Raw genomic sequence first — 13,420 nt, 5'->3', positions numbered from 1 at the left:
TCCCGGTCAGCCACGCGCTCGCAGCGCGGCCTCGCCAGCATCCCGCATCGCGGCCAGGGGCGCAGCCGATCCGGTGAACAGCTCGAACTGGACCGCGGCCTGGTGGACCAGCAGGTCCAGCCCCGACACCAACGGCAGCCCCGCAGCCGAAGCCCACTCCGCCAGCGCCGTCGGCCACGGGTCGTAGAGCACCTCGAAGACGGCGCCCGGGCGATCCACGGAGGACAGCAGGGGCCGTTGGGCGAGCGCGGGGATCGTCGAGACCAGCAGGTCGGCCCGGACCGCGTCACCTAGCCGACCCACCCGGACGTCGAGCGCCTCGGGGAACCGTCCTGCGGCGGCCACCGTGTCCGCGGCCCGCGCCGGGTCGCGAACCAGGAGCTCCACCGAGCGGCAGCCCAGTTCGGCGACCGCCAGCAAGGCGGAGCCCGCTGTCGCGCCGCCACCCCAGATGACGACCCGTCCGAGGGACCCGGCGAACCGCTCGCGGATCGCAGCGACGGCGCCCGGGATGTCGGTGTTGTCGCCGCGCACCAGGAGACCGTCCGGGCCGGTGCCCGCGGATCGCTCGAACAGCAGTGTGTTCGCCGCCCCGGCCTGCTCGGCGCGCGGTGAGACGCGGTCCACCACCGCCATCGCCTCCCGCTTCAGCGGCATCGTCAGCGACAGACCGCGCCAGGTGCCGTCGAGCCCGGCCAGGAAGTCGCTCAGGCCGCCGGCCGGCACCCGGACGGCGTCGTACTCCCAGCCGGTCAGCCCGAGCGCGGCGTAGCCGGCCCGGTGCAGAACCGGCGACAGCGAGTGCTCGACGGGATCCCCGAGCACCGCACAGCGCATTGCCGCATCGCCAGCCGGGGTCAACATGCGTCGGAGGTCTCGCAGTACTCCTTGAACTCCGCCTTGTACTCCAAGAACTCGTCGTAGGTCTCGGCGAACTTCGTCTCGCCGGTGCGCAGGTTGACCGTGACGTAGTAGTACCAGTCGCCGTCCGCCGGATGGGTGGCCGCCTGGATCGCGGCGTCACCGGGATTCTCGATCGGCCCGGGCGGGAGCCCCTCGTGCAGGTAGGTGTTGTACGGCGAGTCGACCTGCAGATCCTCCTCGGTCAACGCGACCCCGAGCTTGCGGTCCAACGCGAAGTTCACCGTCGCATCGATCTGCAGCCGACCGTTGGTGCCTGCCGTGCCGGGGTTCTCGAGCCGGTTGTAGATCACCCGGGCCACCTTGGGCATGTCGTCACCACGAGCCTCCGACTGCACCAGGCTGGCCACCACCATCAGCTCTGCCGGCGTGTAGCCGAGCCGCTGGGACGCCTCCTCGAGATTCGCCGCCTCGGCGGACTGGTGCCACCGCTTGATCATGGCGCTCAAGATGCCCTTGGCGGTCGGATGCGCGCCCAGGTCGTAGGTCGCGGGGAACAGGTAGCCCTCCGGGTTGCCGTCGGCGAAGTCGGGCAGACCCAGTTGGTCGGCCTTGTCCAGCCAGGTCTCGAACTCCTGTCGAGGGATGCCGGTCTTGTCGACGAGCAGGTCGACGGTGTCAGAGACCCGGAGCCCCTCCGGGATAGTCACCCGATTCTTGATCAGGTTGTCCGGGTTGACCAGGATCGCGAGCGCCGCCTCTCCCGACATCTCCTCCTTCATCTCGTAGCTGCCGACCTGGATCCCCGTCGAGCGTGGATCGGACTCCGCCGCCGCCAAGAACGCGTCGACGGACTTCACCACTCCGGCGGACTTCAGGCCGCGGCCGATGTCGGCGGACGTGTCGCCCTTGTGCACCTCGAACATCACCGAGCCGTGTCCCTTGCCGGCATAGTCCTCTGGGCCGCCGAGCCGGTCCTTGACCAGCGTGACGCCCTTCCAGACGGCGAAGGCGACCACCAGTGCGACCACCAGCAGCCCGATCAGGGCGGGCAGGCAGCCCATCCGCGAGCTCTTCTTCCGTCGGCCGCCGGGCTGGTACTCCGCCGGCTCCTGGTAGCCCTCCGGAGCTTCGGTGTAGACCGGCTGGGTGTGTCGAGGGTCGTAGCTTTCGGGATCCCCGGCCCCCGACCGATACCCGTCCGGTCCGAATCCGTCCGGCTGGTAGTCCGTCATCGTTCAACCTCGACGATCTCTCCTGGCGGCGTACCCGTAGCTCGCTCGGTGTCCAGTGCGTGCTGCAGGATCAGCACGGCGGCGGCCTGGTCGACCACGCTGCGTCGGTCCTGCCCCTTGCGTCCGCGATCACGGAGCATCGCCTCGGCCGAGACGGTGGTCAGTCGCTCGTCGCACAGCCGCACCGGCACCGGAGCGCAGGTCCGGGCCAGCCGCGTGGCGAACTCCCGGGTCTTCCGAGCCGCGGGGCCCTCGCTGCCCGACAGTGAGCGCGGTAGCCCGACGACGACCTCCACCGCCTCCGCGTCGCGGACCAGGGTGCGCAGGCGGCCGAGATCGCCCCGACCGCGCCGCACGGTCTCGACCGGTGTCGCGAGGAAGCCGGACGGGTCGCTTCGCGCGACGCCGATCCGAGCGTCCCCCGGGTCGAGGCCGAGGCGCACTCCAGGTCGCATCGGTCAGCTCCGCCCTGCCATGCGAGCGACCTCGGTCGGGATCAGGGCGACTGCCTCGTCGAGGTGGGTGGCGTCGCTGCCGCCGCCCTGGGCGACGTCGTCCTTGCCACCGCCCTTCCCTCCGATCAGTGGTCCGACGGCGCGGACCAACTCGTTGGCCGAGACGCCGACGGCGCGTCCTTCGTCGTTGACGGCCGCGACCACCGAGACCTTGCCATCGACGCTGCCGAGGAGCACGACCGCACCCGGTCGACCCTGTGGGAGTCGACCCCGGACGTCGAGAGCCAGCGTGCGGACATCACCTCCGCCGGCGCCGTCGACCCGCTCGGCCACCACGGCGACACCCGAGACATCGAGCGCCCCGGTGGCCAGATCCGCGCCGGCGGCAAGCAACTGACCGAGCCGCACCTTCTCGATCTCCTTCTCCGCCGCGCGGAGTCGCTCGACGAGGTCGCTGACCCGCTCGGGCAGCTCCTCGGGGCGGGCCTTGAGCGTCTCGGAGAGCTGGGCGACCAAGAGGTGCTCGCGGGCGAGGAACTGGTAGGCGTCGGTGCCGACCAGCGCCTCGACTCGGCGCACACCCGACCCGATCGAGGACTCCCCCAACAGCTTGATCACACCGAGCTGACCGGAGCGACCGGCGTGGGTGCCGCCACAGAGCTCGCGGGCCCAGTCGCCCACGGAGATCACCCGGACCACGTCGCCGTACTTCTCACCGAACAGGGCCATCGCACCGGACTTCACCGCCTCGGCCTGGCTCATCAGCTCCGCATGCACGACGAGGTCGTCGAGGACGACCTCGTTGACGCGAGCCTCGACGTCGGCCATCACCGAGTGCGGGACGGAGCCGGTCGCGGAGAAGTCGAAGCGGAACCGGCCGGGCGCGTTCTCCGAGCCGGCTTGGGTGGCCGTCTCGCCGAGCGCCTCGCGGAAGGCCTTGTGCACCATATGCGTGGCGGTGTGTGAGCGCGAGATCGCGCGGCGCCGACCGAGGTCGACCAACGCCTGCGCGCCGCCTCCCAGGCCGACCTCACCGGCGACCACGACGGCCCGGTGCACGATCAGGCCGGTGACCGGTGACTGCACATCACGCACCTCGAGGCGAGCTCCGTTGTCGAGCTCGATGATGCCGTGATCCGCCAGCTGACCGCCGCCCTCGGCGTAGAACGGGGTGCGGTCCAAGACCAGCTCGATCTCGTCGCCCTCGTGGGCGGCATCGACCACGCCGCCGTCCGCGACAATGCCGCGCACGGTTCCTTCCGAGACGACCTCTTCGTAGCCGGTGAACTCGACCGGATGGCCGATGGCGTCGGCGATGTCACGGTAGGCCGTCGCGTCGCGGTGGGCGCCCTTCTTGGCCTTCGCGTCGGCCTTCGCCCGCTCACGCTGCTCGGTCATCAGCCGGCGGAAGCCGGCCTCGTCGACGGTCAGCCCCTGCTCGGCGGCCATCTCCAAGGTGAGGTCGATCGGGAAGCCGTAGGTGTCGTGCAGGGCGAACGCCCGGTCCCCGGACAGCTGGGTGCCACCACTGCCCTTCACCTCGGTGGTCGCCAGGTCGAAGATCTGGGTGCCGGCCCGGAGCGTCTGCCGGAAGGCGTCCTCCTCGGCGTAGGCGACCGCGGAGATCCGTGGCCAGTCGCGTTCGACCTCGGGGTAGCCGAGCTTCATCTTGTCCCGGCTGACCGGCATCAGCTCGGGCAGCACCCGGTCCTCGGTCCCGAGCAGCCGCATCGACCGCACCGCCCGTCGGAGCAGGCGGCGCAGCACGTAGCCGCGAGCCTCGTTGCCCGGGGTGACGCCGTCGCCGATCAGCATCAGCGCACTGCGGACGTGGTCGGCGACGACCCGGAAGCGGACGTCGTCGGCCGGTGAGGCGCCGTACCGCCGCCCGGTGAGCTCCTCGGCCCGCTCGATGACGGGGAACATCTCGTCGATCTCGTACATGTTGTCCTTGCCCTGGAGCAGGTAGGCCACCCGCTCCAGGCCGAGACCGGTGTCGATGTTCTTCGACGGCAGCGGACCGGAGATGTCGAAGTCGTCCTTCTTGCGGATCTCCGACAAGGACTCCTGCATGAAGACGAGGTTCCAGATCTCCAAGAAGCGGTCCTCGTCGACGATCGGGCCGCCGTCGGGGCCGTGCTCGGGACCCCGGTCGAAGTAGATCTCGCTGCACGGACCGCCCGGGCCCGGCACCCCCATATGCCAGTAGTTGTCCAGCAGTCCCCGTCGCTGGATCCGCTCCAGCGGCAGGCCGGCCTCGGTGTGCCACAACTCGAGCGCCTCGTCGTCGCCGTCCAGCACCGTGACCCAGATCCGGTCGGGGTCGAAGCCGTAGCCACCGTCCGCCTGGCTCGTGGTCACCAGCTCCCAGGCCAGCCGGATGGCGCCCTGCTTGAAGTAGTCGCCGAAGGAGAAGTTGCCGCACATCTGGAAGAAGGTGCCGTGCCGGGTGGTCTTGCCGACCTCCTCGATGTCTAGCGTGCGCACGCACTTCTGCACACTCGCCGCACGACGGAACGGGGGCCGCTCCTGACCGAGGAAGTAGGGCTTGAACGGCACCATGCCCGCGTTGACGAACAGCAGGGTGGGATCGTCGAGCAGCAGCGATGCCGACGGCACCACCGTGTGGTCGTTGGCCTCGAAGTGGGCCACGAACCGCCGGCGGATCTCCGCGGTGTCCATCAACTGGTGCCTTTCGGTGTCAGTGGGTGGTGCCATTGCCTGGCGACATCACGGGGCACCCTACCGTCCCCGGATCAAGCGCCTAATCCTCTCCCAGCGCTCCTTGACGCCGGCCTCGGCGCCCAGAGACGTCGGTTGGTAGTAGGCCGCGTCCGCGACGACATCGGGCAGATACTGCTGCTCGGCCACCCCGAAGGGCTCGTCGTGGCTGTATTTGTACCTCGCCCCGTGGCCGAGCTTCTCGGCACCGGAGTAGTGCGCGTCGCGCAGATGAGCGGGCACCGATCCGATCTTGCCCGCGCGGACGTCGGCCGAGGCGGCCTCGATCGCCTTGATGACGGCGTTGGACTTCGGTGCCACGGCGAGCGCGATGGTGGCCTGGGCGAGGTTGAGTCGGGCCTCGGGCATGCCGATCAGCTGCACGGCCTGCGCCGCCGCCACGGCCGTGGTGAGTGCGCTGGGATCGGCGAGCCCGATGTCCTCGCTGGCGAGGATGACCAGCCGCCGGGCGATGAACCGCGGGTCCTCCCCCGCCTCGATCATCCGGGCGAGGTAGTGCAGGGCCGCGTCCGCGTCCGAGCCGCGCACCGACTTGATGAACGCACTGATCACGTCGTAGTGCTGGTCGCCCTGTCGGTCGTAGCGCACCGCGGCCTGGTCGGCGGCGGTCTCGGCGGTCGCCAGGTCGATCTCGGCTGCGCCCTGGCTCCGGGCGGCGCCGGCGGCCGCCTCGAGGTAGGTCAGGGCTCGCCGGGCGTCCCCGCCGGCCAGACGGACCAGATGCTCTGCAGCATCCTCGGCGAGGGTCACCTCACCGGCGAGTCCCCGCTCGTCGGTCAAGGCCTGCGCCACCACGGCCCTGACGTCGTCGTCGCTCAGCGACTCCAGCCGCAGCAGCAGACTGCGCGACAACAGCGGTGAGATGACGGAGAAGAACGGGTTCTCGGTCGTGGCGGCGACCAGGGTCACCCAGCGGTTCTCGACCCCGGGCAGCAACGCGTCTTGTTGGGCCTTGGTGAAGCGGTGCACCTCGTCGACGAAGAGCACGGTCTCCCGACCGGTCGCCACCAGCTCCGCCCGGGCTGAGTCGATCGCGGCGCGCACCTCCTTCACGCCGGCCGCGACCGCGGAGACCTCGACGAATCGCCGGTTGGTCTGTCCGCTGACGATGCCGGCGATGGTGGTCTTGCCGGTGCCGGGCGGTCCCCACAACAGCAGCGACATCGACTGGTCACCCTCGACCAGCTGTCGCAGCGGCGAGCCTGGTGCTCGCAGCTGCTCCTGCCCGACCAGCTCGTCCAGCGTGCGTGGTCGCATCCGGACCGCCAACGGTGCCGAGGCATGGGTGTTGGCAGACAGCGAGCCACTGCCGCGGGTGGGTGCCTCCGCAGGCAGGTCGAACAGTCCGTCCACGGTCGTCAACCCTAGATGAGTCCTCCAGAAGGCCCGTGAAGCCGGGCGCTCAGCCCAGCTCGAGGGAGCGGCCGATGATCTCCTTCATGATCTCGCTCGTGCCGCCATAGATCCGCGCGATGCGGGAGTCGACATAGGCACGGGCGATCGGATACTCCAGCATGTAGCCGTAGCCGCCGTGCAGCTGGACGCAGGCGTCGATCACCCGACTCTGCAGCTCGGTCGACCACAGCTTCGCCTTCGCGGCGTCGGTTGCGCTGAGCCGTCCCGCGTTGAGCTCGACCACGCAGCGGTCGACGTACAGCTGGGTGATCTCGACCTCGGTCACCAGCTCCGCCAGGCGGAACCGGGTCGCTTGGAACTCGCCGATCGTCTTGCCGAAGGCCCGCCGCTCGCGGACGTACGCCGTGGTCCAGCGCAGCGCGGCGACGGCGCCGGCCACCGCGCCCACCGCCAGGGAGAGGCGCTCCTGGGGCAGGTTGTTGGTGAGCCCGAAGAAGCCCCGGCCCTCCTCGCCGAGCAGGTTGGCTACCGGCACCCGAGCTCCGGTGAAGGCGAGCTCGGCGGTGTCCTGCGCGTGCATGCCGACCTTCTCCAAGTGCCTCCCGCGCTCGAAGCCAGGGGTGTCCCGCTCGACGACTACGAGGCTCAGACCACGATGCGGGTCGTCACCCGTGCGGACCGCGGTGATCACCAGGTCGGCGTTGATGCCGTTGGTGATGAAGGTCTTCGCTCCGTCGATCACGTAGTGGTCCCCGTCCCGCACGGCACGGGTGCGGATCCCCGCCAGGTCCGAGCCGGCGCCCGGCTCGGTCATCGCGATCGCCACCACGGTCTCGCCCGAGGCGACACCGGGCAGCCAGCGCTGCTTCTGCTCCTCCGTGGTGAGCTCCAGCAGGTAGGGCATGCACACGTCGGCCTGCAGGGTCGGGCCGAGGATGGCCGGCGCGACACCGGCGTACGCCGCCTCCTCGCTCAGCACCGCGTTGTAGCGGAAGTCCCGCACGCCGGCACCGCCGTACTCCTCCGGCACCGCGGCGAAGCCACCGAGCTCGGCCACGGCGGTGAACAACTCCCGTGGCACGATCCCCGCCCGCTCCCACTCCGGATAGAACGGTGTCACCTCGGCAGCAAGGAAACTTCGCACGCTGCTGCGGTAGGCATCGTGGTCGGCATCGAAGATCACCCTGTCCATCGGGGCAGTCTCTCAGTGTGAGTGCCCGTGTGGTCAGCCCAGGTATCGATTCAGCAGCAGCGCGAGCCCGGTCCGATCGCGCTGGTTCAGTTTGCGCAGGAGACTCGACACGTGGTTCTTGACCGTGCCCTCCACCAGCACCAGCTCCCCGGCGATCTCTGCGTTGGTAGCACCGGTCGCCACCAGCATGGCGACCGCGCGCTCGGCAGGAGTGAGCAGGGCCAGCGGTGAGTTCGTGTCCGGATCGGGCTGGTTCGCGCGGCCGTGGCTGACAGCGGCTCGGGCGACCCGCGGGTCGATGACCAGTCCGCCGTCGGCGACCGCCTTGATGGCGACCACCAGCTCCTCGATGGAGGCATCCTTGAGGATGAACCCGGCCGCGCCCGCTTCCAGGGCGCTGCGAACGAGCCGATCCTGGTCGAACGTGGTCAGGATGATCGTCGGCGGCGCGTCCGGCCGCCCAGCAAGCTCCCCGAGCAAGCCCAACCCGTCCATGCCGGGCATCTGGGCGTCGGTCAGCACCACCTCGGGGTTGGTCTTGCCGATCACCGCCAGAGCCTCCTTGCCGTCGGCGGCCTCGCCCACCACCTCCACGTCCTCCGTGGTCTCCAAGAGCAGCCGGAGGCCGCGTCGGATCAGCTCCTGGTCATCGACGACGACCACTCTCACGTCAGCCGTCCCCCTCGGTTGCCATCGGCAGGACCGCGGTGAGCTCGAAGCCGCCCGAGGAGGGTCGGCCGGTGCCGACGGTGCCGCCCAGCAGTGCCGCTCGCTCTCGGAGCGAGCGAAGGCCGAAGCCGTCTCCACGGCGCATCCGGCTCAGATCCTCTTCGGCGAGGCCACAGCCGTCGTCGCTGATCGCCAGCCGCAACTGATGGGGGCTCTGCTGGACGTCGATCTCCACGACGGTGGCCTCCGCATGCCGGAGCACGTTGGTCAGGCCTTCCTGCAGGAAGCGGGTCGCGAAGAGCGAGGCATCGATCGGAAGCAGGTGCTGCTCGCCTCGATGTCGCACGCGGACGTCGAGACCCGTGCCTCGGAAGGAGCCGGCGATAGCCTCGAAGGCGTCCCGTCCTCCCAGCGTGTGAGCCTCGCCCGGCGGATCGAGCGCACGCACCCACTGCCGCATGAGTTCTAGCGCCTCAGCGTTGATCCTCGCGGCCTCCGCCACCTCGGCCCACGCTCGCTCCGGGTCACGGTCACGGAGCCGCTGGGCCAGCTCGAGAGACATCGAGGCCAGGGTCAGGCTGTGTCCCAGACCGTCATGGAGATCACGAGCCGAGCGCGCTCGCTCCTCGGCCAGCACCAGTTCACCCTCGACGAGCAGGGCTCGACGCAACTGGACATTGGCCGCCGCGAGCTCGGCTCGCGCCTCTTCGGTGTCAGATCTCGCCCGATCCGTCGTGCGGACCAAGTGCCCGACGACAGCCGCGAGGATCAGGAGCAGCCCGAGGCCGCCGGCTTGGAAGAGGATGTCGGCGGCTACGCCGTCGTAGAGCACCGCGACCTCGACCGCGATGGCGACCGCGTAGAGGCCGGTGACCGCGGCGGCGAACGTGAACCCCCACTCCACGGCCAGGACGAACACGCCCAGCAAGGCCATCAGCACCACGCCGGCCGCGACGTCTGGCACCAGCGTCAGACCGAGCGCGACCGCGCTGAAGCCCGCCGTCCACCACCCCGTCCGGTGCTGTTGTCGGCGGCGCAGCCAGAGCAGCGTGGCCGCGCCGAGCAACACCAGACAGGTCAGGGCCTCGAGGTGATCGCCGTACCGGATCGTGGGGAGGACACCGAGCAGCAGTGCAGCCGCGATGGCGAACCCGAACGCAGCGTCGAGGCCGCCGACCAGTGGCGAACGCCCCGAGTCCCGCTGCGCACACATCCAGCACAGGCTAGGTCTTGCTGGGGTCGCCCGATCCACCGTCTCGGCTCGTGGCGGACCTGGGCAGCGCCTGTCATGACTCGGGTCATGGGTCGGGGTCCGATCTCATGACCCCAGCAGGACGCGGAGCCACGGCCAGATCCGTAGCGTCCCCGACATGACGACCACTCCGTTGCAGCAACCAGACACCCACGCGGACCGGCAGCCGTCATCGATGGTGACGGCTTCCGACGTGACCAAGACCTACCAGGCCGGCAACCGCAGCCTGGAGATCCTGCACGGGGTCTCGCTGGAGGTGCGCACGAGTGAGATGTGCGCGGTCATGGGGCCCTCCGGCTCCGGCAAGTCCACGCTGCTCTACTGCCTCGCCGGGCTGGAGCAGCCGAGCACCGGCGAGGTCCGCCTGCTCGGCAAGCCGACCCATCAGCTGTCTCGCGCCGCCTCGGCCAAGATGCGCCGCGCGGAGGTCGGCTTCGTGTTCCAGTCCTACAACCTGGTGCCGTCGCTGACGGCCTTCGAGAACGTGGCGCTGCCGATGCGGCTTCGTGGCGAGCGCCCGGACAGGTCGGTGATCGAGAACGCGTTGGCCACGGTCGGGCTGGCTGCCCAGAGCAACGCGCGCCCCGCGGTGATGTCCGGCGGGGAGCAGCAGCGCGTGGCGCTCGCGCGCGTGCTTGCTCAGCAGCCCAGGGTCCTCTTCGCGGACGAACCCACCGGGGCATTGGACACCGCGAGTGGTGAGGTCGTGCTCAGCGAGCTACGACAGATCGCCCATCAGCCCGGCCAGAGCGTGCTCACCGTGACTCACGACCCGCAGGTGGCGGCCCGCTGCGACCGCGTGCTGTTCCTCCGAGACGGCTACCTAGTTCGCGAGTTGGCTGCACCCAGCGCCGAACTCGTCGCGGAGACACTGACCGAGATCACCGAGGTCAACTCGGTGGTGCGGTCATGACGGCCACCCGTCTCGCCCTCGCCGACCTGCGTGACTCGTGGTCGGCGTGGCTCGCGGTCAGCCTGACCTTCATCGCCACCTGCGCCGCCGTCGGCCTCTGCGCGCTCGGCCTGGCCTCGACCCTCGCGGACTCGACGCTGGCCGTCGACTCCGACGGTGGTGATCCGCGGCTGTTGTTCTTGGTCTCCTCCGGCTTCAACCTGGTCATCACGTCCTGCGTTGCGATGGCGGTGATCGGCTCCTCGGTGGGGCTGGTGGTCACCTCGCGCCGGGCGGCGTTCGCTCGGTTGCTCCTGGCCGGCGCCGCTCCCGCACAGGTGGTGCGAGCACTCGCCGTCCAGCTCGTCGTGGTGACTGCGCTCTGCTCCCTGATCGGCAACGCGATCGCGGTCTTGCTGCAGCCGCCGGTGCTCCGCGCCATCGCCGAGGACCGCGGCTACCAGGCGCCGACACCGATCATCTCGCCCGTCGCGCTCCTCGCGACCAGCGTGTGCTGCGTTGTCTTGGCGGTCGCGGGTGGGCTGCGGCAGAGCATCCGGGCCACCAAGATCCCGCCCGTCGAGGGTCTGCGCGCTGCGTCGGGTGCGCCAGAGCGTCGTACGTCGACCTGGCGGCACGCGCTGCGGATCGGCTTCCTCGTTCTCTGTCTGGCGGTGGTGGCGGTCGCCGTGGTCGGCTTCCTCAACCGGGCCGAGGAGATCGGTGAGGACGCACAGAGCACGCTCATGCAGGTCGCCTTCTACTCCCTGCCGGTGGCCGGGCTAGGGCTGGCCGTGGCGGCACCGACTCTCGCCGCGCCGCTCACCCGGCTATGGACCCGGCTGCTGCCGGTCCCCGGTCCGGCCTGGCACCTGACGCGGCACACCGTGGCTGCCCGAGCCGATCGGCTGGTCAAGTCCGTCGTCCCGGTGATGTTCTCCGTCGGGCTGGTCTTCGGCATGATGATGCTGACCGACACCCTGACCCGCACGATGGCCCTCAACGGGTTCACGGACCTCGAGGGCACCTCGATCACCTCCCTGATGTCCCTCATCGGCCTGCCGCTGACAGTCGCGGTCGCCGGCTCGGTCGGGAATCTGGTGATGATGTCGCGACAGCGTGACGCCGAGTTGGCTCTGGGCGGCGTGATCGGTGCGACACCGGCCCAGCAGCACCTGCTGCCGGCGCTGGAAGGCACCGTCGTCGTCGGGACCGCCGCCCTGCTCGGGCTGATCATGGCCACGGTGCCTGCGCTCGTGCTCATGGTCGGCATGCGCCATGCCTTTGCGAGGACCGCGTTCGGCTTCCCGATCGAATCGCTGGTCGTGGTGCTCGCCCTGACCTGGCTCATCACCGTCGCGGCCGCGCTGCTGCCGAGCCTGCCCTCCCTGCGCCGCCCGGCACCCCCAGTGCTCGCCCGCCTGGTGGCCAGCTAGGAGGCGCCGCCTCTCTGAGGCACCCAAAGGACCGACGGGGGAGATCGACTGGTGGCGGCGATATGCCGCCACCAGTCTCATGCCCGAGAGATTCAGAACGCGCGTTCTCAGCCCGTGGGGCTACTTGCCAGCCATCTGGTGGTGGTCGAGGTCGAACCAGGTGTCGGCATACCCCGGGATCGACGGCGGTGCGGTCGGAGTCGCTCCAGCGATCGGACTCCCCGTCTCGTCGACGGCGAGCAGCTCGGCCGTGGGGGGCACGGTCGGATGATGACCGACCTCGCCCGGGAAGTGGCAGGCGACCTTGTGGCGCTCGCCCACCTGGAGTAGGGGCGGCTCCACCCGCGTGCAGATCTCCTGCGCGAGCGAGCAGCGCGTCCGGAAGCGGCAGCCCGAGGGCGGATTGATCGGGCTGGGCACGTCGCCTTCCAGCCGGATCCGCTCCCGCCGCCCGCCGATCGCGGCCTGCCGCACGTCGGGGACGGCGCTCAACAGGGCTTGCGTGTAGGGGTGGTAGGCGTGCTGGTAGATGCTCTCCCGATCCCCGATCTCGACGATCTTGCCGAGGTACATCACCGCGACCTCGGGGCAGAAGTGGCGCACCACCGCGAGGTCGTGGGCGATGAACAAGAAGGCGATGTCGAACTCTCGCTGGAGGTCCTGCAGCAGGTTGATCACCTGTGCCTGGATGGACACATCCAGCGCCGAGACCGGCTCGTCAGCGACCAGGAGCTTCGGGTTGAGGGTCAGTGCACGGGCGATGCCGATGCGTTGTCGCTGCCCACCGGAGAACTCGTTGGGGTAGCGGTTGTAGTGCTCGGGGTTGAGCCCCACCACCTCGAGCAGCTCCTGCACCCGCGACAGGATCTGCTTCTTCGGGACCACGTGGTGCACCGCCAGCGGCGACCCGACGATGGAGCCGACCGTGTGGCGGGGGTTCAACGAGGTGTAGGGGTCCTGGAAGATCATCTGCACGTCGCGACGCAACGGTTTCATCTCCCGGTTGGAGATCTTCGCCAGGTCGTGACCCTCGAACATGATCGAGCCGCCGGTCGGCGTCAGCAGCCGCACGATCGCCTGGCCGGTGGTGGACTTGCCGCAGCCAGACTCGCCCACCAGGCCGAGGGAGCCGGCGCGGGCCACCTCGAAGGAAACCCCGTCGACGGCCTGCACGGAGCCGATCGTGCGGCGAAGCAGGCCCGAGGACTTCACCGGGAAGTGCATCCGGAGCTGGTCGATGGTCAGCACCGGCTCGGCGGTGGGATCGAGCTCGGTGGCGGCGTGGCTCATCTCGACCATGTCGGAGAAGCTCTCCACGGTCTGACCGACC

At 69.8% G+C, this 13,420-nt stretch carries 11 protein-coding genes; 2 read left to right on the top strand and 9 right to left on the bottom strand.

The window, feature by feature from the left end; translation table 11 throughout:
• Positions 1-6 precede the first annotated feature (6 nt).
• Genes QM714_RS03140 through QM714_RS03105 form a run of 8 tightly spaced genes read right to left on the bottom strand, consistent with a single transcriptional unit; the run spans position 7 to position 9,723 of the window.
• The gene (locus QM714_RS03140; RefSeq protein WP_415097477.1) at positions 7-864 is read right to left on the bottom strand and encodes a shikimate dehydrogenase; all 858 of its coding nucleotides are present in this window, start codon (positions 862-864) and stop codon (positions 7-9) included.
• Positions 858-2,096, bottom strand: a complete 1,239-nt coding sequence (gene mltG, locus QM714_RS03135; protein WP_415097475.1) for an endolytic transglycosylase MltG — start codon at positions 2,094-2,096, stop codon at positions 858-860. The genes QM714_RS03140 and mltG overlap by 7 nt, the downstream gene beginning before the upstream one ends.
• Complete coding sequence (ruvX, locus tag QM714_RS03130) at positions 2,093-2,551, bottom strand: Holliday junction resolvase RuvX (protein ID WP_415097473.1); 459 nt, start codon at positions 2,549-2,551, stop codon at positions 2,093-2,095. Before ruvX ends, mltG begins: the two co-directional genes overlap by 4 nt.
• A 3-nt stretch (positions 2,552-2,554) precedes the next feature.
• Complete coding sequence (alaS, locus tag QM714_RS03125) at positions 2,555-5,233, bottom strand: alanine--tRNA ligase (RefSeq protein WP_415097470.1); 2,679 nt, start codon at positions 5,231-5,233, stop codon at positions 2,555-2,557.
• A 60-nt stretch (positions 5,234-5,293) separates the two neighbouring features.
• Positions 5,294-6,646 carry a replication-associated recombination protein A gene (locus tag QM714_RS03120; RefSeq protein ID WP_415097468.1) on the bottom strand — a complete coding sequence of 451 codons (1,353 nt, stop codon included), beginning with the start codon at positions 6,644-6,646 and terminating at the stop codon, positions 5,294-5,296.
• Positions 6,647-6,695: 49 nt separating this feature from the next.
• Positions 6,696-7,841: an acyl-CoA dehydrogenase family protein gene (locus QM714_RS03115; protein ID WP_415097466.1), complete on the bottom strand. Its 1,146-nt coding sequence runs from the start codon at positions 7,839-7,841 to the stop codon at positions 6,696-6,698.
• Between the two features lie 33 nt (positions 7,842-7,874).
• Complete coding sequence (locus QM714_RS03110; protein WP_415097464.1) at positions 7,875-8,510, bottom strand: response regulator; 636 nt, start codon at positions 8,508-8,510, stop codon at positions 7,875-7,877.
• Between the two features lies 1 nt (position 8,511).
• Entirely contained in the window at positions 8,512-9,723 is a 1,212-nt protein-coding gene (locus QM714_RS03105) for a sensor histidine kinase (protein ID WP_415097462.1), read from the bottom strand.
• Between the two features lie 157 nt (positions 9,724-9,880).
• On the opposite strand from QM714_RS03105, the gene QM714_RS03100 reads away from it, so the two are divergent.
• Together QM714_RS03100 and QM714_RS03095 are read left to right on the top strand one after the other, a co-directional pair.
• Entirely contained in the window at positions 9,881-10,675 is a 795-nt protein-coding gene (locus QM714_RS03100) for an ABC transporter ATP-binding protein (RefSeq protein ID WP_415097460.1), read from the top strand.
• The gene (locus QM714_RS03095; protein ID WP_415097458.1) at positions 10,672-12,090 is read left to right on the top strand and encodes an FtsX-like permease family protein; all 1,419 of its coding nucleotides are present in this window, start codon (positions 10,672-10,674) and stop codon (positions 12,088-12,090) included. The genes QM714_RS03100 and QM714_RS03095 overlap by 4 nt, the downstream gene beginning before the upstream one ends.
• 120 nt (positions 12,091-12,210) lie before the next feature.
• Here QM714_RS03095 and QM714_RS03090 read toward each other — a convergent pair whose 3' ends face one another.
• Positions 12,211-13,380 carry an ABC transporter ATP-binding protein gene (locus tag QM714_RS03090; protein WP_415100955.1) on the bottom strand — a complete coding sequence of 390 codons (1,170 nt, stop codon included), beginning with the start codon at positions 13,378-13,380 and terminating at the stop codon, positions 12,211-12,213.
• Between the last annotated feature and the right edge of the window lie 40 nt (positions 13,381-13,420).

The organism is Nocardioides sp., from assembly GCF_047602075.1.
In the GTDB taxonomy this organism is placed as follows: domain Bacteria; phylum Actinomycetota; class Actinomycetes; order Propionibacteriales; family Nocardioidaceae; genus Nocardioides.
This window is presented reverse-complemented; position numbering and strand designations above follow the sequence as displayed.

Bases quoted from the DNA above. Each gene is read 5' to 3' on its own strand.
- QM714_RS03140 (WP_415097477.1), bottom strand. From the start codon at position 864: ATGTTGACCCCGGCTGGCGATGCGGCAATGCGCTGTGCGGTGCTCGGG.
- mltG (WP_415097475.1), bottom strand. From the start codon at position 2,096: ATGACGGACTACCAGCCGGACGGATTCGGACCGGACGGGTATCGGTCG.
- ruvX (WP_415097473.1), bottom strand. From the start codon at position 2,551: ATGCGACCTGGAGTGCGCCTCGGCCTCGACCCGGGGGACGCTCGGATC.
- alaS (WP_415097470.1), bottom strand. From the start codon at position 5,233: ATGGACACCGCGGAGATCCGCCGGCGGTTCGTGGCCCACTTCGAGGCC.
- QM714_RS03115 (WP_415097466.1), bottom strand. From the start codon at position 7,841: ATGGACAGGGTGATCTTCGATGCCGACCACGATGCCTACCGCAGCAGC.
- QM714_RS03105 (WP_415097462.1), bottom strand. From the start codon at position 9,723: ATGTGTGCGCAGCGGGACTCGGGGCGTTCGCCACTGGTCGGCGGCCTC.
- QM714_RS03100 (WP_415097460.1), top strand. From the start codon at position 9,881: ATGACGACCACTCCGTTGCAGCAACCAGACACCCACGCGGACCGGCAG.
- QM714_RS03095 (WP_415097458.1), top strand. From the start codon at position 10,672: ATGACGGCCACCCGTCTCGCCCTCGCCGACCTGCGTGACTCGTGGTCG.
- QM714_RS03090 (WP_415100955.1), bottom strand. From the start codon at position 13,380: ATGAGCCACGCCGCCACCGAGCTCGATCCCACCGCCGAGCCGGTGCTG.